We start from the raw sequence: 25,571 nt of genomic DNA, 5'->3' as shown, positions 1-25,571 counted from the left end.
ATAATAGTGGTCCGACAGGTGCCTGTGCCGGACGACATTGAAGCTGCTCGGTCATCGCCTGCTCCCCGACCGACACAGGACAAAGCCGCCAATACCCCTTTTTTATCGGGCGTTTATGGCAGTTGCTATGTCGTGGGCCGCTTCTGAAAATTGGGAAGGCCCTCTTCTCTGACGTCCTGCACCACGATGCGATCGACTTTTGCCGCAGCAGGGCCCTGATGCGCTAGTTGGAGCATTTGCTCTACTGCCTCGGGCGAGCCTTCCACAAAGGCTTCAACTGTGCCATTCATCAGATTGCGGACCCAACCGGCAATCCCAAGGTCGTGGGCTGCGGTTACCATCCAATTGCGATAAAATACGCCCTGCACCCGACCATGAATGATGAGATGGCGAGCGATAACCGTCATCGGACCCGCTTGATCCATGTCTGGCCGTCGCGCGTTTCAACCCTGAAATTGCTCACGGACTTCACCAGATCCGTCAGGCGCTTGAAACCATAGTTGCGAACATCGAAGCTGGACCGGTTTCCCGCGAGCTGCCCCACTTCGCTCAATCGGGCGAATCCCTGCTCATCCCGTTTGACCGCGCCATAGGCGTCGATAAGCAATTTCAACACATCTTCGGAAACCGCGGAATGCTCCTCCAGCCCTTTGTCAGCAATGGGGGTATCTGCTTCCGAGAACGGAACCGAAGACATGGCGACATCACGGCTGCTGCCCAGAGCCTCGACATCTATGAAGCGTGTGCAGGCACTTCGAAACGCTTGCGTCGTCTTTTCTGAGCCAAAGCCGTAGACGGGGATGCCCTCCTGCCGGATACGCGTGACGAGCGGTGTGAAATCGCTATCGCTGGACATCAGGCCGAAACCAGTGACCCGACCGCTTGCCATCAGGTCCATGGCATCGATCGTCATCTTCATGTCGGTCGCATTCTTGCCCTTGGTCAGATCGAATTGCTGCTGTGTTTCGATTGCCTGGGCTACAGCCTGGGATGCCCACCCTTTCAACGCTGGCTTGCTCCAATTACCATAGGCTCGGCGGATATTGACCGTCCCAAGCTCAGCCAGGACAGTCAGCACCGGGTCGAAATAAGCGGCGGAAACATTGTCAGCGTCGATCAACAACGCCACATTGCCAGCGCGCACTTCCGATGACATCAGCCCATGTCCAGCGGGGCGGGGCGGAATTCGCCCGTGCTTTCGTCAAGAAGGTGCAATTGTCCATCGGCAATCGCGAAAAACGATCCGATCAACTTCAGTTCGCCAGACCGCTCCTTGGCGCGAACACACGGAAACGTGCGAAGATTCGCAAGGCTGACCTTCACGCCTTCCTGCTCCATTGCGCGGTGGGCATCACGACCGCGATCCTCGCCGAAACGCGCGACGACATTGTCTCGCGCTTCGTCCAGCATGTCGATCCAGTTGGCGATGAAGCCGCCTTCACCGGGCGGCGCATCCTTCAGTTCCTGGCTGAGCGCAGCCTTGCAGCCTCCGCATTTGCCATGGCCCATCACGACGATTTCACCGACTTTCAACACCTGCACCGCAAATTCCAACGCGGCGGAAACGCCGTGATGACCAGGGCTCGTCTCAAAAGGGGGGACAAGAGCGGCCACGTTACGGACCACGAAGATCTGGCCTGGGCTAGTATCGAAAATCTGGGCGGGATCGACTCGGCTGTCTGAGCAGGCGATGACCATCACCCCGGGGCTTTGCCCCTCGGCCAGTTCGTCCCATCGTTCCCGCTGCTGTGTCCAACCGGTGTTGCGAAAGCGGCGATAGCCATCGAGCATGTCGGCAAAGTCAGTCATGATCTGGTCTGTGCCAAACAAGTTGAGGGCTGGCAAGTCCGCGCGTGCATCGCTATCTGATGCGGATGAACGACATGGCTCCTAATCCCTCGTCTGCTCTTTCCGGGCGGGTCCGCAAGCCTGACTGGATTCGTGTGAAGGCGCCGACCAGTCCCGGTTATCACGAAACCCGCAAGCTGATGCGCGACAAAGGGCTGGCGACGGTTTGCGAGGAGGCGGCGTGTCCCAACATTGGGGAATGCTGGACCAAGAAGCACGCGACTGTCATGATCCTGGGCGACGTATGCACGCGAGCCTGCGCTTTCTGCAACGTGAAGACCGGGATGCCCCGTAAGGTCGATCCCCATGAGCCGCAAAATCTGGCTGACGCCTGCGCGGAAATGGGATTGGAGCATATCGTCATCACATCGGTCGATCGCGATGACCTGCCCGATGGCGGAGCCTCCCAATTCGTGAAGGTGATAGAGGCGCTGCGCCGCACGACTCCAGATACGACGATCGAGATCTTGACGCCCGATTTCCGCAACAAGCATGAGCGAGCGGTCGAGGTGATCGTTACGGCGCGGCCCGATGTCTATAATCACAATTTGGAAACCGTGCCCCGGCTCTATCCGACCATCCGGCCCGGCGCGCGCTATTATGCTTCGCTGCGGTTGCTGGAATCGGTAAAGAAGCTCGATCCGTCCATCTTCACCAAATCCGGGATCATGTTGGGCCTTGGTGAGGAGCGGCTGGAGGTCCATCAGGTGATGGACGACATGCGTTCGGCCGACATCGATTTCCTGACGATGGGGCAATATCTTCAGCCTACGCCCAAACATGCAAAGGTCATGGAATTCGTGACGCCGGCGGCCTTCAACGCCTATGCAGCAATCGCGAGAGCGAAAGGCTTCCTTCAGGTTGCGTCCAGCCCGCTCACCCGTTCAAGCTACCATGCTGGCAAGGATTTTGCGGAAATGAAAGTCACGCGGGAGGCGCAACTGGCAAAGGCGAGCAAGTAAGCGATGCCGAAACATAATGAAACGCGGTCGCTTCCCTATACGCGCGAGCAGATGTTCGATCTGGTGGCGAACGTGGCGGTTTACCCCGAATTCCTTCCCTGGGTGAGCGCCATACGCGTCCGGTCCGACAGTGATACGGAAATGGTCGCGGACATGATTGTCGGGTTCAAGGGGATCAAGGAAAGCTTCACGTCCCGCGTGGAGAAGCACCGGCCTGACGCCGTGCGAGTCGACTATCTTGATGGCCCGCTCAAGCATCTCCACAACCAGTGGAATTTCCGCGACGACGGGAAGGGCCGGGTGCTGGTGGATTTCGAAGTCGAATTTGAGTTCAAGAACAGGCTGTTCGAAATGCTTGCCGGGCAGATGTTCGACAAGGCACTACGCAAAATGATCGGCGCTTTCGAAGCGCGAGCGGTTACGCTTTATGGATCGGACGAGTCGGGGAGCAGAAGCTCAAGCGCACAGAGCGCCGCCTGAAGGCGAACGCCGCCGCGGCCATTATCCTCGAAATGGTGCATATCGGCCACGACCTTGTCCGGACTGCCGCTCCGTTCGGCTCGGGCGAAAACCACCGTGCCCACAGGCTTTTGTTCCGACCCGCCGCCAGGCCCGGCCACGCCTGTAATGGCGACCGCGACATGGGCATGGCTTTTGTTCAGCGCGCCCTGCGCCATTGCCCATGCCGTCGCGATGGAAACCGCCCCAAAGGTGTCGAGCACATCATGCGATACCTTGAGAAGTTCGGCCTTCATTTCATTGGAATAGGTGATAAATCCTGCTTCAAAGACGTCCGATGAACCCGCAATTTCAGTCAATGCCGCCGATACTAATCCTCCCGTGCAGCTTTCCGCCACAGCGACGGTTCGACCCGCGCGCCGGTTCGCCAATATGACTCTCTCGGCCAATTCGACCAAGGGGGCGGGGAGGATATGATCAGGCATGGCGTTCAGAATAGCGCGGGAAGGGAAAGCGTTGCAACAGCCTGCGCGGCAATACCCTCGCCGCGTCCGGTAGGCCCCAGTCTTTCGGTGGTGGTGGCCTTTACGCTAATGCGTTCAAAAGCGACGCTGGCAATTTCTGCGATCCGTCGACGCATGGCGTCTCTGTGAGGGCCGATTTTCGGCGCCTCGCAAATGATCGTAAGGTCGATATGTTCGATCATGCCGCCGCGTGCAGCAACACGGTCGCGCGCATAGGCAAGAAATCGGTCGGAAGAAGCGTCTTTCCATTGAGAATCGGATGGCGGGAAATGGCTGCCTATATCGCCTTCCGCCAGCGCCCCGAGGATCGCATCCACGATAGCATGCAGCGCGACGTCAGCGTCGCTATGTCCGGCCAGCCCGGATTCATGGGGGATATTCACGCCGCCGAGCCACAACTCTTCGCCCCTTGAGAGACGATGCACGTCATAGCCCATGCCGACGCATGTTCTCCGCTCGCTTGCGAGCAATGCATCGGCTTTCTGGAAATCTTCCGGATAGGTCAATTTGAATAGCCTTTCATCGCCCTGGACCAGCATGACGTCATGACCGCAAGCCCTGAGCATCTGTGCATCGTCGGTTGGCTCCAGCATGTTGTCCCATACCCGATGGGCCGATAATATGGCGTTGAAATGAAAAGCCTGGGGCGTCTGCACATGGCGAAGGGAGGACCGGTCAACGCTTTGCCCGGCAACGCCTGCATCATCTATTACAAGTGTATCAGTAACGGGCAGCACGGGTATGGCGCCCGCCGCCATTTTCAACGCTTTGATCAATCGTCCAGCGACGATGGAAGGGAGGAAAGGCCGCGCGGCGTCGTGGATCAATATCTCCTTTGCGCCGCCAATGGCCGCGATATGCTCCAGTCCCGCATGGACGGACCCTCTGCGGCTGCTGGCTCCATGTATGAATGCGGCAACCGCACGCGTGTTCAGGAGGTCGCGCGCTCCCTGTTCTTGGTCCGGGCCGACAACAACGAATATCGCATTGATTCCCTCGCACATCGCCAAGGCATCGAACGCATGCTGCAGAACGGCTTTGCCTCCTATGGCGCGCAATTGCTTGGGGACGCCGCCGCCTGCACGACTGCCTTGCCCTGCGGCGACGAGTAGCGCCACCCTATTTAGCATGTCCCTTGTCATTGATGCGCGCATAGTCGAGCAGGGGAAGGACGCCTAGCCCCATTGCTTGCCGCGGATGGCATTTTGGGGTAGGGGCTTTGCCTGTTTTTTAGGCAATATCATCATGTGCAGACTTTCTCCTATCGCCATCGGTCCGGTAACGATCGATATGCCTGTCGTTCTCGCCCCAATGACGGGCGTGACTGACATGCCGTTCCGCACGCTTGTCCGTCGCTATGGATCAGGGCTGAATGTGACGGAAATGATCGCATCGGCGGCGATGATTCGCGAAACGCGCCAATCCTTGCAAAAGGCGGCATGGCACCCGGTGGAAGAGCCGGTATCCATGCAGCTTGCGGGATGCTCGCCGGTCGAAATGGCGGAGGCAGCCAAGCTGAATGAAGATCGCGGCGCGGCCATCATCGATATCAACATGGGATGTCCGGTGAAGAAAGTCGTGAATGGCGATGCAGGGAGCGCGCTTATGCGGGATCTGCCACTGGCGGCGGCGCTGATCGAAGCCACGGTGAAGGCAGTCGACGTACCCGTGACGGTCAAGATGCGGATGGGATGGGATCATGCCAGCCTCAATGCCCCGGAGCTGGCCCGCATCGCGGAGGATCTGGGCGCGCGCATGATCACCGTCCATGGACGCACTCGATGCCAAATGTATAAGGGCTCGGCGGATTGGGCCTTTGTACGCAAGGTGAAGGAAGCCGTTTCCCTGCCTGTCATAGTGAATGGCGACATCTGTTCGATAGAGGATGCGGAAACGGCCCTTGAACAAAGTGGCGCTGACGGAGTCATGATCGGCCGCGGGGCTTATGGTCGTCCTTGGCTGATCGGGCAGGTGATGCACTTCTTTGCTACCGGACAGCGGCGGCCCGATCCATCAATCTGCGAACAATATCAAATTATTACAGAGCATTATATTGCAATGCTCAAGCATTACGACAGGATGACGGGGGTCAATATGGCCCGCAAGCATATCGGGTGGTATACCAAGGGCCTTCCTGGTTCGGCAGAGTTCCGCAACGCGGTGAACCAGGAACCGGACGGTGATAAGGTGTTGGATATGCTCGCTCGCTTTTATGAGCCACTGATGGCTGCCGAACAAGCTGGCGAGGCGCGCAAGGCTGCATGACCATGGCCGCTGCGTCTATCCCGCCGCAATGGACGCAGCAGGACGGTCCGGCCCTTTCCGAACTGATGACAGCGCTTCCTGTCGCTACCTTGGTGGTGCGTCCGGATAACAGTATCGCCGACGCCAATGTGCGCGCCGAAACCTTGTTCAACATGGCGCGGGCGGCGATTGTGGGCAGCGATATTGCAAGGACGGTCCGTATGGCGGGAACGGGCGCGCCTTTTGATATATGGCATAGCAACAAGCCCATCGCGGCCTATGATGTGAAGGTCCATGCCGGGCGAACCGCCGAAATGGAGGTCGACCTGATGATCGCTCCCATTGTCGATCACGAAGGTTGGCGGATCGTCTCTCTTCACAGCCAGAGCCAGGCCCGAAAAATCGGTCGTCATGCAACGTCCGGCGGAGCGCGTTCTGCCATGGGCGCAGCCGCCATCCTTGCACATGAGATCAAGAACCCCCTTTCGGGCATCAGGGGGGCAGCGCAATTGATAGAGTCCGGCAATGATGGCCGGGATTCTGCGCTGACTCAATTGATCTGCAATGAGGTCGATCGCATCGCGGCACTGATTGACCGGATGCAGGATTTTACGTCAGATCGCCTCTTGGAATGTCGGCCAGGGAACATCTACCCACTCATTGACCGCGCGACGCAGATATCCCGTGCGGGATTTGCAAGAAACATCGATATTATAAAGCGTTATGACCCGTCATTGCCTTTTGCCAATATGAACGACGACGCGCTGGTTCAGGTTATGCTGAATCTTCTGAAGAACGCCGCGGAAGCGCTGGAGCAGGTAGATCAGCCCTGGATCAGGGTGGAAACGGCGTTCCGGCATGGAGTTTCGGTCGTCGTAGAGGGGGGGAAGGGGAGCGCGGCGCTTCCCATCGAAATTCTGGTGGTGGATAATGGTCCTGGCGTCCCCGATCATATTCTGGATCATCTTTTCAATCCTTTCGTCACGGGAAAGCGAGACGGGCAGGGGCTTGGCCTTGCTCTGGTCGACAAGTTGGTGCGCGACATGAACGGCATCGTCCAATATGCGCGAAATCGGGAGGCTGGCGAATCCACCTTCCGTATCCTGCTGCCCATGGGAGTGGCATGATGCGGAAAACGGGATCGGTATTGGTGGTCGATGACGATCCGGCAATCTGTGTCGTGGTCGGGGAGGCCCTCCGCAGGCAGGGGCACAAGGTGAAGACCGTCTCGTCCATTCGCCAGCGGACAGAATTGCTGGAAAGCTTTGCCCCCGATGTGCTGATAACGGACGTCATGTTACCGGACGGTGATGGGCTGGAGGATGTCGCCGGCATCCTTGGCCGTTGGCCCGAACTGCATGTCATCATCCTGTCTGCACAAAATACGTTGAACACGGCAATCCGGGCGACCGAAAAAGGCGCGTTCGAATATTTGCCCAAGCCTTTCGATCTAAACGAATTGACTCGCGCGGTTTCCGATGCACTGCGGATGAAGGAGGATGGAAGCGCGGACGCTGGAGAATCCCATCTTCCGCATGACGGATTGCCGCTTGTGGGTCGGTCGCCGGCCATGCAGGAGGTTTACCGCACCATAGCGCGCGTGCTTTCCAATGATCTCACTATTCTTGTCCTGGGCGAATCTGGAACGGGCAAGGAATTGGTTGCCGAAGCCATACATAGCCTGGGTCAGCGGCGGACAAAGCCGTTTGTGGCCATCAACATGGCCGCCATTCCGCGCGAACTGATAGAAGCGGAACTGTTTGGTTATGAAAAAGGGGCCTTTACAGGAGCCCATAGCCGGACAGCTGGCAAATTCGAGCAGGCACAGGGCGGCACATTGTTTCTCGACGAAATCGGCGACATGCCGATGGAAGCGCAGACGCGATTGCTGCGAGTGTTGCAGTCGGGCGAGGTCACGACGGTTGGCGGGTCGAAGCCTGTGCGTGTCGATGTCCGGATCATCGCCGCGACCAATAAGGATTTGCCGGAATTGATTGAGGAGAACCGTTTTCGACAGGATCTCTATTACAGGCTGAATGTCGTGCCCATCTCGTTGCCGCCTTTGCGCGAACGCAGGGAGGATGTCATGCTATTGGCCCGGCATTTTCTGGACCAGGCCGCGCTGGAGGGGCTTCCCCGCAAATCGCTGTCCGATGAAGCTGCACAGTTGCTGATGCTCTATCATTGGCCCGGCAATGTCCGTGAATTGCAGAATCTCATGCAACGGCTGGCGGTACTGAGCCGGGAAAATGTGATCGCCGCGGATATATTGAGGAATGCACTGCCGCTGGATGCTGTGCCCACCGATTTTACAGCGCCGACCGAGCAACTCGCGCAGTCGGTGAGAGAATGGGCAAAGCGTCAGCTCAGCATCGGGCTGTCCGAACCCAACCGCAATCTTCACGATGATCTGCTGTCAGTGGTGGAACCCATTCTTTTTCAGGAAACGCTGGCGCGGGTGGATGGAAATCAACTCCGTGCAGCGGGTCTTCTGGGTATAAATCGCAACACGTTGCGCAAGAAGCTGACGGATTATGGTCTGGACCCGTTGCAACTGCGCTTGAACGACTGATCGCATAGGATGAACTGAGGATAGCGTTCGACAAGCGGCGGCTCGGCAGACGAATCCTGTGTTTGATCGGGCACATTATTGTTGTAACAAAGCCACTATGGACAGCGCGAGAAATATGCCCGCCGGGGCTTCGACGGTGAAGAAATATCTTCGCCGGTTTGCGCGTAATGGTCGCCTTATCTCCCTTGTGGAAATTACTACGCTTTTGCTTTTCCTTGCCGTGGCGGGGCTGACATATCATCTTCTTTCCGGACAGGGGCAATCCTATACGCTGCTCACACCACCCATCGTTGCGCTCCTGCTGGTCGCCAATCTGGTACCTGCGATCGCACTGTTGGTGCTGTTGGGGCGAAGGGTTGCAAAGCGGCGCGCGGCACAATCGGCCATAGGCAGCGACGGACAACTGCATGTCCGATTGGTTGCCATGTTCTCCATCGTTGCCAGCGTCCCCATGTTGCTGGTCGTGATCTTCGCTTCGCTTCTGTTCCAATATGGCGTGCAATTCTGGTTTTCGGACAGTGCCCGCGGCATGCTTCAGAACGCCACGGATCTGGCGCGCGGATATTATGAACAGAACCTGCGTGAAGTCGGCGATGAAACGGTCACCATGGCTGGAGACTTGCGCGATTACCTCAACCAGTCCGAAGTTTCGAGCCCGCGCTTTGCCGAAGGATATATCTACCAGGTTGTTACGCGGAAGCTGAACCGCTCCGCCATCATTGAGGTAGGCAAAGACGGCGTCGCCCGCACCGCCGCCACGGTCGATCCCGATAGCCGTCCCGCAGCCGAGATGTTGTCCTCTACAGTCGTGAAAAAGCTCGCGGCGGGCGAGAATGTCGTTGTGGAGGCCAAGCCCAATCAGATCGAAGCCGTAACGCTACTTTATCCGGGACGACGTATTTATCTCTATGCCACGCGGGATTCCGGTTCATCCGCCTTCAGCAACGTTGAGCGGGCGCAAAAGGTTCTGGCGGATTATGACCTTTTTGCCGCGCAATCGCGGGCGCTCCAGCTTCGTTTCAATATGGCGTTATTTGTTGGGTCGCTGCTTCTGGTAGGTATCGCGGTATATATTGCACTGGCCGTTGCCGACTGGATGGTTCGGCCAGTCAATGAGCTTGTCCATGCGGCGCGGCGCATCACGGCGGGCGACCTTTCCGCCCGGGTTACAAGTCCGTCCAGCCGGGATGAAATCGGCACGCTCGCATCAGCCTTCAATCGAATGACGCAGAGGCTGGAGGCGCAGACGGGAGCACTGGTGGCGGCGAACAGCCAGCTTGACGAACGCCGCGCCTTTATCGAAGCCATTCTTTCCGGTGTGAGCGCTGGCGTTCTTTCGGTGGACCGACAGGGCATAATTCAACTGCTCAACAGTTCCGCGGCCGCGATCCTGGCGCAGGATGGCGACGACCCGGTTGGGCGTCCCCTGGCCGAACTGGCACCGGAACTGGCGGAGATGATTGCGTCCAATGATGATGCCGGGATCGTGCAGGTGCGCGCCAATACGGACATCCGCACATTGGCGGTGAAAGTTTCCGCCGATGCTTCCAGCCACATTCTCACATTTGACGACATCACGCAGCAGCTTTCTGATCAGCGGCGAGCAGCATGGTCGGACGTCGCGCGTCGTATCGCGCATGAAATCAAGAATCCTCTGACGCCGATCCAGCTTGCGGCCGAGCGTTTGCAGCGTCGCTATGCGGAGGAGATCAGCAGCGATAAGGCAACATTTTCCCGTCTCACCGGAACGATTGTCAGGCAGGTTGGAGATCTTCGCCGTATCGTTGATGAGTTTTCCTCCTTCGCGCGCATGCCCAAACCGGTTTTTCGTCGGGAGGCTGTAGGTGATATAGCCCGCCACGCCCTCTTCCTGCATGAGGTGGCGCATCCCGATATCCGGTTCCAGTTCATGTCGGATGTCGAAGATGCAGAACTCGTATGCGACCGTCGCCAGCTAGGGCAAGCTTTGACGAACATTGTGAAAAATGCTGTTGAAGCAATTGAACCAAAAGCCGCATCCGATGAAGGAAAAGTGCGCGGACATGTGTGCATGTCATTGACGCGGGAGAGCGAGAATCTTGTCGTGGAAGTCCGTGACGATGGTATCGGCCTCCCGCCGGAGCGTGACCGGATATTGGAACCCTATATGACCACTCGTTCGAAAGGGACGGGTTTGGGCCTCGCCATCGTCAAGAAGATTGTCGAGGAGCATATGGGCGAAATCCGCTTCGACGACGCCGAAGGCGGGGGCGCGCGGGTTACCCTGCACTTCCCGATCGCGGCGCTGGAAAAACTGGAAGAAGAGCAGGTGATAACCCTGCCTAAAGGAAAAGTGACGGCCAATGGCGCTTGATATTCTGATAGTGGACGATGAAGAGGATATTCGCGATCTGGTCGCGGGCGTCCTGGAAGATGAAGGGTTTACGACCCGGACGGCCGCGCATAGCGATGCCGCCATCGAGGCGCTGGATTCCCGGCGTCCCTCGCTCGTCCTGCTTGATGTCTGGCTTCAGGGGTCGCGTATGGATGGCCTTGATCTTCTGGACGAAATCAAGCGGCGCGATGCCACTATTCCGGTTCTCATGATTTCCGGCCATGGCAATATCGACACGGCCGTTGCCGCGATCCGCAAGGGTGCAACGGATTTCATCGAAAAACCGTTCGAGGCTGACCGGCTTTTGCATCTGGTCTCTCGTGCGACGGAGACGGAACGGCTGCGACGGGAAAATCAGGTCTTGCGCGCCCGTTTCGGTCAGGACGACGAGCTGACCGGAACCTCGGCAGCTATCAATGCCGTCCGCGCCACGATCAAGAAAGTCGCGGGTACGGGCAGCCGGGTTCTTATTTCCGGTCCCGCAGGCGTGGGCAAGGAAGTCGCTGCCCGTATGTTGCATAGCTGGAGCGGGCGTGCCGATGCGCCGTTCATCATTGTGGCTGCGGCCCGTATGGACCCCGACAGAGTCGAGGAAGAATTGTTCGGCGTGGAAGATGCCAGCGGCCTGGTCCGGCCTGGTTATCTTGAGCAGGCACATGGCGGTACCCTGTATCTCGACGAAATTGCCGACATGCCGCTCACGACGCAGGGCAAGATCCTGCGCGTCCTGACAGACCAGAGCTTTACCCGCGTCAGTGGACAAAGGCAGGTCAAGGTGGATGTCCGGGTCATATCCTCCACGGCGCGCGACCTCGCGATTGAAATCGAAGAGCGGCGTTTTCGCGAGGATCTGTTCTATCGCCTGAATGTCGTGCCGCTGACGATTCCGCCCTTGGCCGAGCGGCGCGACGACATTCCGCCCCTGGTCGAACATTATTTGGCCCGGTTCGCGGCTGATCGCCGTGTGCCTTCTCCCGAGATCGCCAGTGACGCCATGGCAGCCCTGCAGGCGAACGAATGGCCGGGGAATGTCCGTCAGTTGCGTAATGTGATTGAACGCACGATGATTCTGGCGCCGGGTGACCGGATTGGCCGCATCGAATTGGATATGCTGCCCGCAGAGTTGACCAGCAATGCCGGGGATGAAGGAATCGGTCAGTCCGCCATCATGGGCGCTCCGCTGCGGGAAGCGCGTGAGAGCTTTGAACGCGAGTATCTGCGTATCCAGATCAGGCGCTTTTCTGGAAACATCTCCCGCACCGCCACATTCATTGGAATGGAACGGTCAGCCCTCCATCGCAAGCTCAAGCTGTTGGGTATCACCGAAGGCAAGGATAGCTGATGGGATGCTGGGTGGACGACCCTTCGCAATTGCAGTAACGTCTCTTTGCTTCCGATTGGCGGAGGCAGGCAAGACATCCTGCCCAGGGATGCGCGTGCGGGCAACGTCCCGCCAATAAAGGACCGGTGAAGACCATGGCCGATAAAGTGAACAATCTGCAGGATATTTTCCTGAACAACCTGCGTAAGAGCAAGACTCCGGTGACCATGTTCCTGGTCAAGGGCGTCAAGCTGCAGGGCATCATCACTTGGTTCGATAATTTCTCCGTGCTGTTGCGCCGCGACGGCCAATCGCAGCTTGTCTACAAGCATGCGATCTCGACCATCATGCCCGCGCAGCCCATGGATCTGGCGGATATCCGCAAGGCTGGTGATGGAAACGGCAAACAGCGCTTGTTGCAGGAGATATTCCTCAACGCGGTTCGGACATCCGGCAGTCCGGTTACGATGTTTCTCGTGAATGGCGTCATGTTACAAGGTGAGATCGCGGCGTTCGATCTGTTTTGCATGTTGCTGGAACGCGACGGCATGGTCCAGCTTGTCTACAAGCATGCCATCTCCACGGTGCAGCCGCTCCATGCGATAGATTTGTCCGGTGAAGGTGAAGATTGATCCTTTGGTCATTACTGTCCGTCTGACTCAGTTGCGCGGCGTTTAGGTTCGCATGGCGACCTTCAATCGCGATTCATCCGATGAAGTCACCCGCGGTGCCCGCGCGATTGTCGTGCGCGCGGAAACGCAGGGCGCAGAACGGCGGGACAGCGATGCGCGGCTTGAAGAAGCCAAAGGCCTTGCGCTGGCGATCGGTATCGACGTTTGCGCGGCCCAGGCCTTCCGCGTTCGCGACCGCAAGCCGGCGACGCTGTTCGGTAGCGGGCAGGTGGATGGCATCTCCGCGCTTGCCCAGGCAAAGCAGGCTGAACTGATCATCGTCGATAATGCCCTCAGCCCTGTCCAGCAGAGCAATCTGGAAAAGGCGACATCGGTTAAAGTAATTGATCGCACCGGCTTGATCCTCGAAATTTTCGGAGAACGTGCAGCGACCAATGAAGGGCGGTTGCAGGTCGAACTTGCTCATCTCGACTATCAGGCGGGCAGGCTGGTCCGGAGTTGGACTCACCTTGAGCGGCAGAGGGGCGGGTTCGGCTTCCTTGGCGGTCCAGGGGAGACGCAGATCGAAGCGGACAGGCGCATGATCCGTGATCGCATGGCGAAAATCCGCCGTGAGCTGGATCAGGTGACGCGTACGCGTGGCTTACATCGAGCGCGGCGGCAGCGAGCGCCCTGGCCGGTGATCGCGCTGGTGGGCTATACCAATGCGGGAAAGTCGACTCTGTTTAACCGGCTCACCGGCGCGGACGTCATGGCGCAGGATTTGCTGTTTGCGACGCTGGACCCCACAATGCGGCAGATTGCCCTACCCGGATTGGACAAGGCGATCTTGTCCGACACAGTTGGCTTTGTGTCCGATCTTCCGACCCAGTTGATCGCGGCCTTTCGTGCGACGCTGGAGGAAGTGCTGTCCGCCGATCTTATCATCCATGTGCGCGACATCGCGCATCCCGATACCGAAGCGCAGCGCGAAGACGTGATGGATGTGCTGCGCGAGTTGGGCGTGACCGGCGAAAGCGCAGAGGAGGCGAGTGATGGTCCGCCTCTTATTATCGAGGCATGGAACAAACTCGATCTCCTCGATCAAGAAACGGCCGCTGCTACGCGCGAGATTGCGGAGCGGCGGAATGATGTTGTTATCCTGTCCGCCCTGACCGGTGAAGGCATCGATACGCTTCAGCGGACGATCGGTAACCTGATGACGGCAGGCGCAGCCGTTCATGTCCTGCGGGTGTCTTCCGCCGACGGCGCTGCGCTTGCTTGGCTGCACGAGCATGGCGAGGTTCTTTCGATCCGCCCGGAAGCAGATGAGATGATTATTGAGGTTCGACTGTCAGATTCCGCGCTGGCTCGTTTCCTCAAAAGGAATCGCACCTGAAGATCGCCAATCGGTCAGGCCTCTTCAAGATTTCCCCTTGGCGCGCTGCCATAGGGCTTCTTTTTCATCGAGGGTCAGGTCGACGAAAGCATCACCGGCCATATCCTCCATCTTCCGGAAACGATGCTCGAACTTGGCATTTGCAGCGCGCAGGGCGACTTCAGGATCGATTTTCATGTGACGGGCCAGATTGACGACAGCAAAGAGCAAGTCGCCAATTTCTTCCTGCTGGTCCTGTGGCGCAATGGCGGCTTCGACCTCGACCAGTTCTTCCGCGATCTTGGCAACGACGCCAGTTGTGTCGGGCCAGTCGAAGCCGGTGCGGGCGGCGCGCTTCTGAAGCTTTTCTGCGCGCAGGAGCGCCGGTATGGCAAGGGCTACGCCCGCCAACGCGCTCGGATCGGGATCCTTTTCAGCGCGTTCGGCGGCCTTGATGCTTTCCCATTGGGCGTGACCGCCCGCACGATTGACAGCGTCACCAAACACATGGGGATGGCGGCGGATCATCTTCGCGGTGATGCCGTCAATGACGTCCTGCAACCGGAAATGGCCAGCCTGTTCCGCCATGCGGCTGTGGAAAACGACTTGTAGCAAAAGGTCGCCCAGTTCATCGCGTAGGCTGGCCATGTCGTGGCGCTCGATCGCGTCGGCGACTTCATAGGCTTCCTCGATCGTATAGGGGGCGATGCTGGCGAAGTCCTGTTGAAAATCCCAAGGACAGCCGGTGTCTGGATCGCGCAGGCGCGCCATAACGTCGGCGAGGGGCATGATATCGGCGGGACTGGCTTTGGGATCGGCTGGCATCGAAACATGAATCCAAGAAGAAAAACGAGAATGTATAGAGGTTTTGGCGGAGACGGCCATGGATTTGGGAGGGCTTTGCCCGGTTAGGCGGGTTTTATGTATGGTGGCGGATATTGAGGGGGGCGACAGGTCGCAGGCGTGTTCGATACCAATTGGATTTATTTAACATAATATATATTATCGGACTAATATTTAGCACTACCCCCGGTCAAACTTTCCTGAAATCAGGCGTCTGCTTTTGGAGGAGCGCGCGCAGTCCTTCCTCGCTTTCACCGCTGGCGCCGGCGGCGGCCATGGAGCGGAGTTCGCGGTCGAGTTGCGTTTCAAAGCCGGTTTCGAAACTGTCGTAGAGCAACGCGCGGCTGGCAGATAGCGCCGCCACCGGCCCGGCGGCGATCGCCCTGGCCACGGTCAGCCCTTCTTCCGCCAACGCCTCGTCATCGGCGATACGGGTGACGAGACCGATGGCCTGCGCCTCATCGGCCTTGATCCGCCGATTGGTGAGAATGATGTCCTGTGCTTTACGCAACCCCACCAAACGCGGGAGCAGCCAGCTCAGCCCTCCATCGGGCGTCAGGCCGATGGCGCCATAAGCGGCGGTGAAATGGGCCGATCGCGCACCGATCACGACGTCCCCTAATATGGCGAGGCTGAAGCCGGCCCCCGCTGCTGGACCATTGACCAGAGTTACCAAGGGTTTGGAGCCCCGTGCCAGACGCTGCACAGCGGCATGGACCGCGGCGATAAGTTCGCTCAATACCTCCGGGCGATTTTGGCCCGCGCCCGCGAGCAACTGGACATCGCCACCCGCGCAGAAAAGCCGTCCATTGCCGGTCATCATGATGCAGCGGATCGCCGGATCGTTTTCGCAACGGATCGCGGCGGCCAGCAGCGCCCGCGCCAACGGCAAGGTAATGGCATTGCCCGCTTCGGGCCGGTCGAGCGTGATCCGGGCGATCCCCTCCTCGACCGTCAGCGTCAGGCCATCCCCGGTCATCGCGGCGCCATGCGGATGGCGCCATCGAGGCGGATGACCTCGCCATTCAGCATCGGGTTACGCAGGATGGATTCCACCAGCTGTGCATATTCGGCAGGCTTGCCCAGGCGGCTTGGGTGCGGCACCATCACGCCCAGTGAATCCTGGGCATTCTGCGGCAGGGATTCAAGCATCGGCGTCAGGAAGATACCCGGCGCAATGGTCATCACCCGTATCTTGTGTTGCGCCAGATCGCGGGCGATCGGCAAGGTCATGCCCACGACACCGCCCTTGGAGGCGCTATAGGCCGCCTGCCCGATCTGGCCATCATAGGCCGCCACCGATGCCGTGTTGACGATGACGCCGCGCTCGCCGTCGATTTCCGCGGCCGTTACGGCCCGCGCCGCGAATTTGGAGATGACGTTGAAGGTGCCGATCAGGTTGATCTCAATCGTCTTGCGATAGATGTCGAGCGGATGCGGCACATTTTCCTTGCCTACAGTCTTGATTGCAGGGGCGATGCCCGCGCAGTTGACGAGGATGCGGGCGACGCCATGCGCCGCTTCGGCCACATTCAACCCTGCCGCGACACTGGCGTCATCCGCCACATTGACGCTGACAAAGCTGCCGCCAATCTCCGCCGCGACGACCCTGCCCGCTTCTTCATTGAGGTCGAAGATCGCGACTTTCGCGCCATTGGCCGCCAGCATCGCAGCGGTTGCCTTGCCCAGACCCGATGCCCCGCCTGTGACGATGGCCGCCAAATCCTTCATGTCCACAATTTTTCTCCCGATGCGCTAGGCGATAAAGATCGACGGCCCCGGCACCGCCAGCTTGAACGCTAAAGTGAAATATGCACTCATGAGTGTATTGTGGGTTTCGAAGTTTCCTGTCAATGTCCGATCCACAGCATAAAGGACTTATCATGTCATCGGTTTCCCCTTTCCGCAGCCCGGCACAGAAAGCGGAGGAGCGCACGGCGAAAAGGGACGCGGTGCTGCGCGCAGCGGTCAGGATGTTCAATGAACGCGGTTTCCATGCCACATCGCTGGATGATGTTGCCGCCAGCCTGGGCATATCGAAGCGCACGATTTATCACTATCTGGCGAACAAGGATCAGGTGCTGCTGGAATGCGTCACCCTCGGGCTTGAGCAGTTGATCGAAGCGGCGACGGCAGCTCGGCAGGAAGCGGGTGATGGCCGCTATCGGCTGATCCGCTTCCTTCATCGCTATGCCAGGATCACCATGGACGATTTCGGCCGCTGCATCATTCGCACCGGCGAGGAAATCCTTTCGCCTGAAAGCCGCCCCCGTTTTCGGGCGCTCAAGCGGGAGATCGACATGGCCTTGCGCGGGTTGATCGAAGAAGCGGTGGCCGATGGCTCGATTGCGCCGGTTGATAGCCGGATGGCCGCCTTCGCGCTGGCGGGCGCCCTCAATTGGCCCGCGCGCTGGCATGATCCAAAAGGATCGCTTTCCGCTGAAACGATAGCCGTCATGCTGGTCGATATATTGACCAAGGGTCTCGATCCGCGCGCCTGATCGCGCGGCGGTTTTCTGTTATGCGCCAATAAAAGCTATGTAGGCGCTCAGTCTTCCAGGATGCGGCTGTGTTTCGCCGTATCCTTCATCCGGATATAGACCGCCAGCGAGATCGCGATCATCACGGTCACATAGATGTAGAAGGCGCTTTCCATGTCATTGTGCTTGAACCAGAGGGCGACAAATTCCGCCGTCCCACCAAACAGCGTGTTGGCGAGCGCATAGGGCAAGGCCACTCCCAGCGCGCGGATATGCGCCGGGAATAGTTCCGCTTTCACGACGGCATTGATCGACGTGTAGCCGCTGACGATGATAAGCCCCGCCATGACAAGCATGGCCGCTGCCCATGGATTTGTCGTCCGGGCCAGAGTGGCAAAGATCGGATAGGTGCAAAGGACGCCAAGCACCCCAAAGCCGACCATCAGCGGTTTTCTCCCGATCCTGTCGGACCATGCTCCGGCAAGGGGCTGGATCAGCATGAAGACGAACAAGGTGATTCCGTTGATCTGCGAAGCGGTTTCGCGGGTCATGCCGCTGGTATTGACCAGAAACTTCTGCATGTAGATGGAATAGGCGTAGAAGGCGATCGTTCCTCCGGCGGTCAGCAGCATCACCGTCAACGTTTCACGCGGATGCCGTAGCAACAACTCCATCAAACCGGATTTGGGCGCGCCTTCGGATCGGGCAACGATATAGCTTTGCGTCTCCGTGAGGCCGCGCCTCAACCAGAATACGACGATAGCCAACCCTCCCCCGATGGCGAAGGGGATGCGCCAGCCCCATTCATCCAGTTGGGCTTCCGTCAATATCTGCTGCAATATCAGCAACACGCATATCGCAACGAGCTGCCCCGCGATCAGGGTCACATATTGAAAGCTGGAGAAGAACCCCCTTCGGCTTCTGCCTGCCATCTCGGACAGATAAGTGGCGCTGGCCCCATATTCACCGCCGATGGATATGCCCTGCATGAGGCGGGCGAGGATGAGCAAGAGAGGGGCTATCATCCCGATTTTCTCATAACCGGGCGTCACCGCGATCAACAATGATCCCGCGCACATCAGGGCGACAGAAAGCGTAAGGCCGCTTTTGCGGCCATGGCGATCCGCATAGATGCCCATCAACCACGCGCCGATCGGGCGCATCAGGAAACCGACGGCGAAGATGCCCGCCGCGCTCAGCAACTGGGCCGTGCGGTCTTCGCTTGGGAAAAAATGGGGGGCGAAATAGAGGGTGAAAGCCGAATAGGCATACCAGTCATACCATTCGACCAGATTGCCCGCCGAGCCGCCGATGATCGCCTTCAATCTCTGCCGCTCAGTCAGCGTAGCGGTCATGGGGTCAGAACCATCTCGCCATTTTCGACGCCCCAGCTTTTCAACCGGGAAAGCATGTTCATGCCGATGACGTTCACATCGCCAAAGGCTGGCGATACGACGATATCGAGGTCGCTTGCCCGGATGGGGCCGATCGCCAGCGTTGCGATCTGCGACTTTTGCGCTTTCACGCGGCCATTGGCCGTCATCATGGTGACGGCGGATTGCGCCGGATCGATGTTGAGCGCTGCGGCTTGAGCGGCCTGCTGCGACAAAGCCGTGACGCTTGCGCCGCTATCGATCAAAAATCGTGTTGGAACGCCGTTAACGGTGCCCTCAACCCAATAATGTCCATCGGACGAAACAGGTATGCGGATGCGATCGCCCTCTGCGCGGGCCTGGGGCATGGGCGCGCGCCCTTCATCCTCCAGGATCGTTGATGGCCCTTCGGTTTTCTGCAGGAAAATCCCCGATCTATGGGCCAGACCAAACAGCATGAGCAAAATGGCGAAAATGGCGACCCATAAGAGCGCCATCCGCATCATGGCTCCCAAAGGCATGCGGCGGGTCAGCAAAGCGGAACCGACAAGGACAATCGCGAGCAAATACCAGATGCTCGACATGGCCTGATCCGTTCCCACGCCCATCAGGACGCCCTCTCCTTTAACTCGACGATCATACCATCATAGCCGGGCTCCACGCCCTCCGGCAGCGTCCGACACAACGTCGCATAATCCATGCTATTGTCCATATGCGTCAAAATGGCCCGCCTTGGCCGCGCCGTGGCGATGCCCTCCAGCGTCATGGCCAGATTGGCGTGGGTCGGATGGGGCTTTGCCCTCAAGGCATCCACGACCCATATGTCCAGCCGATCATACAGCGCCAGCATCTCCGCCGTCAGTTCGTGGAAATCCGTGGCGTAACCTATGCTATGCCCGTCGTGGGTGAAGCGAAAGCCCGTGGACATGATATCCCCATGCGGCTGGTCCACGCAGCGGATGTCGATGTCGCCGATGGTCAGATGATTGGAGAGCGCATGACCTTTGATCGTGGGCGGATATCCGTTGTGCCCGTCAAAGGCATAGCCAAAGCGTCGGCGCAACTGAGCCAGCGTTTCAGCACGCGCATAGCCCGGCACCGGACTGCCGCGGTGATGATAGATCTGCCGCAGATCATCCAGTCCGTGGCAATGGTCCGCATGATCGTGCGTCCACAGCACGGCATCCACATCCGCTATGCCCACGGCCAGCAATTGCGCGCGCATGTCGGGGGAGGTATCGATCAGGATACGTGTTGTCGGGCTTTCGACCAGGATGGAAACGCGCGTCCGGTAATTTCGCGGCTCATCGGGATCGCATGCTCCCCAATCATTCCCGATCCGGGGAACACCGGACGAAGTGCCGCAACCCAATATGGTCAGGGTGAAGCTCATGAGGAAGAGCTTTTGCCGATCTTGCTGAAAAGGGTCAGGAAATTCGCCGAAGTCGTGTTGGCCAGCTCCTCCATATCTTCATTCCTCAACCGCGCAAGGAAGCGAGCCGTATCGGCGACATAGGCCGGTTCGCAGGATTTGCCCCGGTGCGGCACGGGCGCCAGGAAAGGCGAATCCGTTTCCACCAGCAGCCGGCCTTGCGGCAAGCGTGCTGCCGTTTCCTGAAGGTCTCTGGCATTTTTGAAGGTCACGATACCTGAAATGCTGATGTAGAAGCCCAGTTCCAACGCCGCGTCGGCAAAGGCTCCGCTGGCCGTGAAGCAATGGATGACGCCGCTATAGGCCCCCTGCCCCATCTCTTCACGCATGATCGCCAGCGTGTCCTCCTCCGCATCGCGGGTATGAACGATAAGCGGCAGGCCCGTCTCGCGGGACGCGGCGATGTGGGCGCGAAAGCTCTTTTGCTGCCGTTCGCGGTCGCTATGGTCGTAATAATAATCCAGCCCGGTTTCGCCTATGCCGACCACGCGAGGATGGGCGGCCCGTTCGACCAGCTTGGCTGTGTCGACATGCGGATGCTCATCGGCTTCGTGCGGATGAATGCCCACGGTCGCCCAGACATCGGGTTCGCGAAGCGCTGTGCCCAAAACATCGTCCCATTCGCTCTCACGCGTCGCGATATTGAGCATCAGGTCGACGCCGGCCATTCGGGCACGTTCAAGCACATTGTGCTGATCCTCGATCAACCCCTTGTAATTCAAGTGGCAATGACTGTCGATCAGCATGATATCAAGCGTCCGTTTCAGTCAGTTCCAGCCGCGGGAAGAGCGGCTTGGGAGCGCCGATAGCGAAACCCGAAGCGCGCAGGGCCGCATACCATTCCGTGCCGATGACGGCATAATCCCGTTCCTCCTCGCGCACGCCCATTTGCTCCAGCAAGGCGGATGCGCTGGCCGGGATGACGGGATGGATGATGATGGCAAGGCTAGCGATCGCCTCGTAAAGCGTGGCGAGAACCGCTTCCATGCGGGCCGGATCAGTCTTACGCAACGTCCATGGGGCCTGGGCATCGATATAGGCGTTGCAGGCGAAAACGGCGCGCATCCACGCTTCGATAGCGACCGAGGGGGCAAGATCCGCCATGGCCGTCTGGAAAATATGGGCTCCATCGGCCACGACTTTCAGCAGTTCCCGATCCTCATCCCCTGCGGCGGGTTCGGGTAAACGGCCATCAAGATTCTTCGCGATAAAACTCAACGTGCGCTGAGCCAGATTGCCGAAACTGTTGGCCAGATCGCTATTGGAGCGGGCGACAATGGCTTCCGCGCTATAGCTGCCGTCATTGCCGAAGGTGACTTCGGAAAGCAGGAAATAGCGCAGTTGATCGACGCCGAAACGCTCCGCTAGTTCCATCGGGTCCGCCACATTGCCCAGCGATTTCGACATTTTCTCCCCCCGGTTCAGGAGGAAGCCGTGGCCGAATACCTGCCTGGGCAAAGGCAATTTTGCGCTCATCAGGAAAGCTGGCCAGTAAACAGTATGAAAACGCACGATATCCTTACCAATTATGTGCGTGATATCGCCGCCTTCCGCCCAATAGCGGGCCATGCGCCCAGCATCGTCCGGGTAACCGCAACCGGTAAGATAATTGGTGAGCGCGTCGACCCAGACATACATGACATGGCCATCGCTGCCCGGCACTTTCACCCCCCAATCGAAGCTGGTGCGTGAAATGCTGAGATCGGACAGGCCGCCTTCCACGAAGCGCATGATTTCATTGCGGCGGCTGTCGGGCTGAATGAAATCGGGCTGACTGTTATACAGGTCGAGCAGCTTTTGCTGATAGACGGAAAGCCGGAAAAACCAGCTTTCCTCCACTGTCCATTCGACAGCCGTGCCCTGCGGCGAGAGCTTCTGTCCTCCCTCTCCTTCGCTCAATTCCTTTTCGTCGTAAAAGGCTTCGTCGCGGACGGAATACCATCCCTCATAGCGGCCCAGATAGAGGTCGCCATTGGCTTCCATGGCCTGCCAGATGGCTTGGCTTGCATGATGATGATCGGGTTCGCTGGTGCGGATGAAACGATCATAGCTGATATTCAACCTGTCGTTCATATCTTTGAAATATCCGGACATTTCATCCGCAAGCTCTGTCGGCTCAATGCCGCGATTGCGCGCTGTCTGGGCCATTTTAAGGCCATGCTCATCCGTGCCGGTCTGGAAAAATACGTCCCGGCCCATCATCCGTTGGAAACGGGCGATCGCGTCGGTAGCGATCACCTCATAAGCATGGCCGATATGAGGGCGGCCGTTGGGATAGCTGATAGCGGTCGTGATGGTGTAAGGCTGCTGCGACATGCGCCTTCCCTAGCGAGTGTTGCAGGCTGCGGAAAGCCCGCTCGGCGTCGCTATGCGGCTTTTCCGCTCTGCGTCAGTTCTCGGAAGCCAGAGCCGCCACATGGCCGGCAATCTCGAAAACCACCGCTCCGGGCTCCAGGGAAAGTATGACCGCACCGCCGGCAAGGTGCCGCACCGCTTCCCAATGGTCCAGCGCTTTGCCCAGCGCCGCGCCCCTACGAGAACGCGCCGCCTGCGCGATGAACGCGGGGGCGCGTTCCAGAAAAGCCTCATAGCGGGGTCGCGCGGGCTTGCCGGACAGCATTTTCGCGAGTGCCAGACGCTGTTGGTTATCGCCATCGCCCTTCGTCATGATCGCATGCAACAACCCCTCCATCTCACCGAGATTGAGGCCGGCATAGCGCAGCGCCTTGCCGGGCGAGCCTTCACCAATCGACAGAAGGGATTCGATCTCAGCTTCCTGTGGCTTGGCCTCCGTCGCGGAAAGCGCCATCCGCATCATGTCGTCCGGCAAAGGAGCGAAACGCAATGTGCGGCAACGGGACCGGATCGTCGGCAACAGGCGACCGGGCGCATGGGAAACCAGCAGAAACACCATGTCCGTAGGTGGTTCCTCAAGATTTTTGAGCAGGGCGTTGGCCGCACTTCGCTCCAGATCGTCAGCGCTGTCGATGACGACAATACGCCGCGCGGACAGGGACGGAGCCGATTGGATCAGGCGCTGAAGGCTCCGAACCTGATCCACGCTGATATTGCGCGCAAAGACGCCATCCTTTTCCAGCAGGGTCAACTCAGCATAGTCGGGATGGGCATTCGCCTCTAACAGCGCCCGGATGGGATGCCCCTCCGGAACGCCGAAGCCCTGCTCGACAACGGGTGGACCGGCGGCATCGGCGAGCAGCCGCATGGCGATGCCCCGCGCGAAACTCGCTTTGCCGATGCCCTTTGGCCCCGCCAAAATCCACGCATGATGCATTCGGCCGCTGCCCGCCGCCGCCAGCAGCAGGCGCGCCTGGATATCGTGGCCCAGGGGAAATTTCATGGCAGGAGGTCATCCAGGCCTTGCAACAGGCGCATCGTTACGGTTTGCGCCGCGCCGGATGCGTCCACGATACGGACCCGGTCTGATTCCGCCGATGCAAAGCCGCGAAATGATCGCGCGACCCGCTGATGGAATGTGCTGTCGCGTGCGCCGATACGATCGGTATCGCCGCCGTCCCGCATATGGGCGCGCCTTTCCGCTTCCGCTTCAGGCAGCGTCAGAGCGAAGGTGCGATCGGGCAGCAATCCCGCGCTGCCGATGCGATGCAGCGTCAATATGTCGTCATCCGTCAACTCACCCATGCCCTGATAGGCGCGGCTGCTGTCGACAAAGCGGTCGGACAATATCCAGGAGCCGCGTTGTAAGGCCGGACGAATGGTTTTCTCCACATGATCCGCGCGGGCGGCCGCAAAAAGCAATGCTTCCGCGCGCTGTGACCAGCGATCGGCGGCTCCCGTCAACAGCAGCGTGCGGATGGCCTCCGCACCCGCGCTGCCGCCCGGTTCCCGCGTTTCCACAACGTCGATTCCCCGTGCACGCAGAGCCGCCGACAGAGCGCGCAACTGGGTTGACTTGCCGACGCCCTCACCGCCTTCCAGCGAAATGAAACGCCCGGTCTTCACCCGAACAGCGATTTCAGGCCGTTCCAGAGCCGTCCGAAAACCCCTGCCTCGCTCACATCTTCACCGGCGACGAGCGGCATGATCTGCGGCGGCGTATCCGGGGTCGAAACAATGAGTTCGGCGATCTTATCCCCCTTCTTGATCGGCGCCTTGATCGGGCCGTTATAGGCGACCTTCACGCTGATATTCGAGGATGCTGTGCGGGGCAGCGTCACAGCCAGATTTTGCGGCGCCACCAAGGAAACGCTTGTGGCGCTGCCCAATTGCACTTCGCCAGTTTCGACGGTTTGACCCTTTTTGAAGAGCGGCTGAGCTTTCCACGCCTTGAACCCCCAATCCATGAAACGGACGGATTCGGCGATGCGGCCGTTGAAAGTGGGCAGTCCGGCAACGACCATGACGAGGCGCCGCCCATCCTGCTCGGCCGAGCCTGTAAAGCCGAATCCAGCCTCTTCCGTATGTCCGGTCTTGAGGCCATCCGCGCCGGCGATCTTGCCCAAGATCGGGTTCCGGTTCGCTTGCTCAATATCCGCGCCCCCCATGGTCTTGCCCCATGTGAAGGATTTGGTCGCATAGAATCTCTTGTAGAGATCGGGCGTCTCTTCGATGGTGGCCTGCGCCAGCTTTGCCAGATCCTCGGCGGTCACGTAGGTGACGCCTTCATCAGGCCAGCCATTGCTGGTGCCGAAATGGCTGTTCTTCAAACCCAGGCGTTCGCCTTCCTGATTCATCAAGGCAACGAAAGCCTGCTCCGTACCCGCAATCCCTTCGGCCAGCACGACACATGCGTCATTGCCCGAAAGCGTTACGATGCCATGCAGCAGGTTTTCGACGGACACCTGTTCGCCGACGGACAGGAACATGGTGGAGCCGGCCTGCGGGCCATGCCATTTCTGCCATGTTTCGGGACGCACCGTGAATTTGGTATCGAGCTTCAATTCGCCTTTCTGGATCAGGCGGAAGGCGACATGAGCCGTCATCATCTTGGCCATGGAGGCGGGCGGTATCCGCGTCTCTCCGCCCTTGTCATACAGGACGGCGCCCGAAGACAAATCCTTCAAATAAGCGATGGGCGCTTCGCTGGTATAGGGCGGTGCGGCCGCAGTCAGCGGCGAAGCGAGCAAGCCGACAAAAAGGATCGCTGCAACGGATTTGTTCATGAAGCTGCC

26 protein-coding genes are annotated in these 25,571 nt (G+C 59.0%); 10 read left to right on the top strand and 16 right to left on the bottom strand.

The features are described from left to right. Positions 1-125 precede the first annotated feature (125 nt). From LDB26_RS09305 to LDB26_RS09295, 3 genes are read right to left on the bottom strand one after another with little or no spacing between them, the layout of a single operon-like run. Positions 126-407, bottom strand: coding sequence for an acylphosphatase (locus LDB26_RS09305; protein ID WP_257541844.1), 282 nt, complete (start codon positions 405-407; stop codon positions 126-128). Continuing rightward, a complete protein-coding gene (locus LDB26_RS09300; RefSeq protein WP_257541843.1) occupies positions 404-1,156 on the bottom strand; it encodes an NYN domain-containing protein in 753 nt (250 codons plus the stop codon). The genes LDB26_RS09305 and LDB26_RS09300 overlap by 4 nt, the downstream gene beginning before the upstream one ends. Beyond that, the gene (locus LDB26_RS09295; protein WP_062068823.1) at positions 1,156-1,809 is read right to left on the bottom strand and encodes a carbonic anhydrase; all 654 of its coding nucleotides are present in this window, start codon (positions 1,807-1,809) and stop codon (positions 1,156-1,158) included. Before LDB26_RS09295 ends, LDB26_RS09300 begins: the two co-directional genes overlap by 1 nt. A gap of 59 nt (positions 1,810-1,868) precedes the next feature. Here LDB26_RS09295 and lipA point away from each other — a divergent pair, with 59 nt between their 5' ends. Together lipA and LDB26_RS09285 are read left to right on the top strand one after the other, a co-directional pair. Beyond that, a complete protein-coding gene (lipA, locus tag LDB26_RS09290; RefSeq protein ID WP_257542042.1) occupies positions 1,869-2,810 on the top strand; it encodes a lipoyl synthase in 942 nt (313 codons plus the stop codon). A gap of 3 nt (positions 2,811-2,813) precedes the next feature. Then, positions 2,814-3,290, top strand: a complete 477-nt coding sequence (locus LDB26_RS09285; RefSeq protein WP_257541842.1) for a type II toxin-antitoxin system RatA family toxin — start codon at positions 2,814-2,816, stop codon at positions 3,288-3,290. On the opposite strand, the gene LDB26_RS09280 is transcribed toward LDB26_RS09285, so the two are convergent. Together LDB26_RS09280 and LDB26_RS09275 are read right to left on the bottom strand one after the other, a co-directional pair. Beyond that, positions 3,236-3,754 carry a CinA family protein gene (locus tag LDB26_RS09280; RefSeq protein ID WP_062065760.1) on the bottom strand — a complete coding sequence of 173 codons (519 nt, stop codon included), beginning with the start codon at positions 3,752-3,754 and terminating at the stop codon, positions 3,236-3,238. The two genes, LDB26_RS09285 and LDB26_RS09280, sit on opposite strands and share 55 nt — an antisense overlap. Before the next feature lie 5 nt (positions 3,755-3,759). Next, complete coding sequence (locus LDB26_RS09275; RefSeq protein ID WP_257541841.1) at positions 3,760-4,947, bottom strand: bifunctional 2-C-methyl-D-erythritol 4-phosphate cytidylyltransferase/2-C-methyl-D-erythritol 2,4-cyclodiphosphate synthase; 1,188 nt, start codon at positions 4,945-4,947, stop codon at positions 3,760-3,762. A 91-nt stretch (positions 4,948-5,038) separates the two neighbouring features. Here LDB26_RS09275 and dusB point away from each other — a divergent pair, with 91 nt between their 5' ends. The 7 genes from dusB to hflX all read left to right on the top strand — a co-directional run bounded on the left by dusB (position 5,039) and on the right by hflX (position 14,314). Beyond that, positions 5,039-6,058, top strand: coding sequence for a tRNA dihydrouridine synthase DusB (gene dusB / locus LDB26_RS09270; protein WP_257541840.1), 1,020 nt, complete (start codon positions 5,039-5,041; stop codon positions 6,056-6,058). Further along, positions 6,055-7,164: a nitrogen regulation protein NR(II) gene (locus LDB26_RS09265; protein ID WP_062065751.1), complete on the top strand. Its 1,110-nt coding sequence runs from the start codon at positions 6,055-6,057 to the stop codon at positions 7,162-7,164. Before dusB ends, LDB26_RS09265 begins: the two co-directional genes overlap by 4 nt. Continuing rightward, positions 7,164-8,609 carry a nitrogen regulation protein NR(I) gene (gene ntrC / locus LDB26_RS09260; RefSeq protein ID WP_257542040.1) on the top strand — a complete coding sequence of 482 codons (1,446 nt, stop codon included), beginning with the start codon at positions 7,164-7,166 and terminating at the stop codon, positions 8,607-8,609. The genes LDB26_RS09265 and ntrC overlap by 1 nt, the downstream gene beginning before the upstream one ends. A 97-nt stretch (positions 8,610-8,706) precedes the next feature. Beyond that, on the top strand, positions 8,707-10,962 hold the full coding sequence (locus LDB26_RS09255; RefSeq protein ID WP_062065748.1) for an ATP-binding protein: 2,256 nt from the start codon (positions 8,707-8,709) through the stop codon (positions 10,960-10,962). Next, positions 10,952-12,325: a sigma-54 dependent transcriptional regulator gene (locus LDB26_RS09250; RefSeq protein ID WP_062065746.1), complete on the top strand. Its 1,374-nt coding sequence runs from the start codon at positions 10,952-10,954 to the stop codon at positions 12,323-12,325. Before LDB26_RS09255 ends, LDB26_RS09250 begins: the two co-directional genes overlap by 11 nt. Positions 12,326-12,450: 125 nt before the next feature. Beyond that, the gene (gene hfq, locus LDB26_RS09245; protein WP_257541839.1) at positions 12,451-12,936 is read left to right on the top strand and encodes an RNA chaperone Hfq; all 486 of its coding nucleotides are present in this window, start codon (positions 12,451-12,453) and stop codon (positions 12,934-12,936) included. A 52-nt stretch (positions 12,937-12,988) separates the two neighbouring features. Next, positions 12,989-14,314: a GTPase HflX gene (gene hflX / locus LDB26_RS09240; protein ID WP_257541838.1), complete on the top strand. Its 1,326-nt coding sequence runs from the start codon at positions 12,989-12,991 to the stop codon at positions 14,312-14,314. A 24-nt stretch (positions 14,315-14,338) separates the two neighbouring features. Here the strand turns inward: hflX and mazG are convergent, their stop codons facing one another. The 3 genes from mazG to LDB26_RS09225 all read right to left on the bottom strand — a co-directional run bounded on the left by mazG (position 14,339) and on the right by LDB26_RS09225 (position 16,873). After that, positions 14,339-15,118 carry a nucleoside triphosphate pyrophosphohydrolase gene (gene mazG / locus LDB26_RS09235; protein ID WP_257541837.1) on the bottom strand — a complete coding sequence of 260 codons (780 nt, stop codon included), beginning with the start codon at positions 15,116-15,118 and terminating at the stop codon, positions 14,339-14,341. A gap of 208 nt (positions 15,119-15,326) precedes the next feature. Beyond that, positions 15,327-16,115 (bottom strand): enoyl-CoA hydratase/isomerase family protein, encoded by a 789-nt coding sequence (locus LDB26_RS09230; protein WP_257541836.1) that lies wholly within the window; start codon positions 16,113-16,115, stop codon positions 15,327-15,329. After that, complete coding sequence (locus LDB26_RS09225; protein ID WP_257541835.1) at positions 16,112-16,873, bottom strand: 3-hydroxyacyl-CoA dehydrogenase; 762 nt, start codon at positions 16,871-16,873, stop codon at positions 16,112-16,114. Before LDB26_RS09225 ends, LDB26_RS09230 begins: the two co-directional genes overlap by 4 nt. 146 nt (positions 16,874-17,019) lie before the next feature. Here LDB26_RS09225 and LDB26_RS09220 point away from each other — a divergent pair, with 146 nt between their 5' ends. Further along, positions 17,020-17,637: a TetR/AcrR family transcriptional regulator gene (locus tag LDB26_RS09220; RefSeq protein WP_257541834.1), complete on the top strand. Its 618-nt coding sequence runs from the start codon at positions 17,020-17,022 to the stop codon at positions 17,635-17,637. Between the two features lie 47 nt (positions 17,638-17,684). Here the strand turns inward: LDB26_RS09220 and LDB26_RS09215 are convergent, their stop codons facing one another. From LDB26_RS09215 to LDB26_RS09180, 8 genes are all read right to left on the bottom strand, one after another. Next, a complete protein-coding gene (locus LDB26_RS09215; protein WP_257541833.1) occupies positions 17,685-18,971 on the bottom strand; it encodes an MFS transporter in 1,287 nt (428 codons plus the stop codon). Then, the gene (locus LDB26_RS09210; RefSeq protein ID WP_062065721.1) at positions 18,968-19,597 is read right to left on the bottom strand and encodes a TIGR02281 family clan AA aspartic protease; all 630 of its coding nucleotides are present in this window, start codon (positions 19,595-19,597) and stop codon (positions 18,968-18,970) included. The genes LDB26_RS09215 and LDB26_RS09210 overlap by 4 nt, the downstream gene beginning before the upstream one ends. Then, positions 19,597-20,382 carry an MBL fold metallo-hydrolase gene (locus LDB26_RS09205; RefSeq protein ID WP_257541832.1) on the bottom strand — a complete coding sequence of 262 codons (786 nt, stop codon included), beginning with the start codon at positions 20,380-20,382 and terminating at the stop codon, positions 19,597-19,599. Before LDB26_RS09205 ends, LDB26_RS09210 begins: the two co-directional genes overlap by 1 nt. Next, complete coding sequence (locus LDB26_RS09200) at positions 20,379-21,167, bottom strand: TatD family hydrolase (RefSeq protein WP_062065716.1); 789 nt, start codon at positions 21,165-21,167, stop codon at positions 20,379-20,381. Before LDB26_RS09200 ends, LDB26_RS09205 begins: the two co-directional genes overlap by 4 nt. 4 nt (positions 21,168-21,171) lie before the next feature. Next, complete coding sequence (gene metG, locus LDB26_RS09195) at positions 21,172-22,737, bottom strand: methionine--tRNA ligase (RefSeq protein ID WP_062065715.1); 1,566 nt, start codon at positions 22,735-22,737, stop codon at positions 21,172-21,174. 73 nt (positions 22,738-22,810) lie between these two features. Beyond that, positions 22,811-23,779, bottom strand: coding sequence for an AAA family ATPase (locus LDB26_RS09190; protein WP_062065714.1), 969 nt, complete (start codon positions 23,777-23,779; stop codon positions 22,811-22,813). Then, positions 23,776-24,402, bottom strand: a complete 627-nt coding sequence (tmk, locus tag LDB26_RS09185) for a dTMP kinase (protein WP_062065713.1) — start codon at positions 24,400-24,402, stop codon at positions 23,776-23,778. Before tmk ends, LDB26_RS09190 begins: the two co-directional genes overlap by 4 nt. Then, positions 24,399-25,562: a D-alanyl-D-alanine carboxypeptidase family protein gene (locus tag LDB26_RS09180; RefSeq protein WP_062065712.1), complete on the bottom strand. Its 1,164-nt coding sequence runs from the start codon at positions 25,560-25,562 to the stop codon at positions 24,399-24,401. Before LDB26_RS09180 ends, tmk begins: the two co-directional genes overlap by 4 nt. Between the last annotated feature and the right edge of the window lie 9 nt (positions 25,563-25,571).

Source organism: Sphingobium sp. CFD-1 (assembly GCF_024611115.1).
Lineage (GTDB): Bacteria > Pseudomonadota > Alphaproteobacteria > Sphingomonadales > Sphingomonadaceae > Sphingobium > Sphingobium baderi_A.
The sequence above is the reverse complement of the archived record's forward strand: the minus strand, read 5'-3'. Positions and strand labels throughout refer to the sequence as shown.

Excerpts from the sequence above, each read along its gene's own strand:
- LDB26_RS09305 (WP_257541844.1), bottom strand. The coding sequence starts at position 407 with ATGACGGTTATCGCTCGCCATCTCATCATTCATGGTCGGGTGCAGGGC.
- LDB26_RS09300 (WP_257541843.1), bottom strand. The coding sequence starts at position 1,156 with ATGTCATCGGAAGTGCGCGCTGGCAATGTGGCGTTGTTGATCGACGCT.
- LDB26_RS09295 (WP_062068823.1), bottom strand. The coding sequence starts at position 1,809 with ATGACTGACTTTGCCGACATGCTCGATGGCTATCGCCGCTTTCGCAAC.
- lipA (WP_257542042.1), top strand. The coding sequence starts at position 1,869 with ATGCGGATGAACGACATGGCTCCTAATCCCTCGTCTGCTCTTTCCGGG.
- LDB26_RS09285 (WP_257541842.1), top strand. The coding sequence starts at position 2,814 with ATGCCGAAACATAATGAAACGCGGTCGCTTCCCTATACGCGCGAGCAG.
- LDB26_RS09280 (WP_062065760.1), bottom strand. The coding sequence starts at position 3,754 with ATGCCTGATCATATCCTCCCCGCCCCCTTGGTCGAATTGGCCGAGAGA.
- LDB26_RS09275 (WP_257541841.1), bottom strand. The coding sequence starts at position 4,947 with ATGCGCGCATCAATGACAAGGGACATGCTAAATAGGGTGGCGCTACTC.
- dusB (WP_257541840.1), top strand. The coding sequence starts at position 5,039 with ATGTGCAGACTTTCTCCTATCGCCATCGGTCCGGTAACGATCGATATG.
- LDB26_RS09265 (WP_062065751.1), top strand. The coding sequence starts at position 6,055 with ATGACCATGGCCGCTGCGTCTATCCCGCCGCAATGGACGCAGCAGGAC.
- ntrC (WP_257542040.1), top strand. The coding sequence starts at position 7,164 with ATGCGGAAAACGGGATCGGTATTGGTGGTCGATGACGATCCGGCAATC.
- LDB26_RS09255 (WP_062065748.1), top strand. The coding sequence starts at position 8,707 with ATGGACAGCGCGAGAAATATGCCCGCCGGGGCTTCGACGGTGAAGAAA.
- LDB26_RS09250 (WP_062065746.1), top strand. The coding sequence starts at position 10,952 with ATGGCGCTTGATATTCTGATAGTGGACGATGAAGAGGATATTCGCGAT.
- hflX (WP_257541838.1), top strand. The coding sequence starts at position 12,989 with ATGGCGACCTTCAATCGCGATTCATCCGATGAAGTCACCCGCGGTGCC.
- mazG (WP_257541837.1), bottom strand. The coding sequence starts at position 15,118 with ATGCCAGCCGATCCCAAAGCCAGTCCCGCCGATATCATGCCCCTCGCC.
- LDB26_RS09230 (WP_257541836.1), bottom strand. The coding sequence starts at position 16,115 with ATGACCGGGGATGGCCTGACGCTGACGGTCGAGGAGGGGATCGCCCGG.
- LDB26_RS09220 (WP_257541834.1), top strand. The coding sequence starts at position 17,020 with ATGTCATCGGTTTCCCCTTTCCGCAGCCCGGCACAGAAAGCGGAGGAG.
- LDB26_RS09215 (WP_257541833.1), bottom strand. The coding sequence starts at position 18,971 with ATGACCGCTACGCTGACTGAGCGGCAGAGATTGAAGGCGATCATCGGC.
- LDB26_RS09210 (WP_062065721.1), bottom strand. The coding sequence starts at position 19,597 with ATGGGCGTGGGAACGGATCAGGCCATGTCGAGCATCTGGTATTTGCTC.
- LDB26_RS09205 (WP_257541832.1), bottom strand. The coding sequence starts at position 20,382 with ATGAGCTTCACCCTGACCATATTGGGTTGCGGCACTTCGTCCGGTGTT.
- LDB26_RS09200 (WP_062065716.1), bottom strand. The coding sequence starts at position 21,167 with ATGCTGATCGACAGTCATTGCCACTTGAATTACAAGGGGTTGATCGAG.
- metG (WP_062065715.1), bottom strand. The coding sequence starts at position 22,737 with ATGTCGCAGCAGCCTTACACCATCACGACCGCTATCAGCTATCCCAAC.
- LDB26_RS09190 (WP_062065714.1), bottom strand. The coding sequence starts at position 23,779 with ATGAAATTTCCCCTGGGCCACGATATCCAGGCGCGCCTGCTGCTGGCG.
- LDB26_RS09180 (WP_062065712.1), bottom strand. The coding sequence starts at position 25,562 with ATGAACAAATCCGTTGCAGCGATCCTTTTTGTCGGCTTGCTCGCTTCG.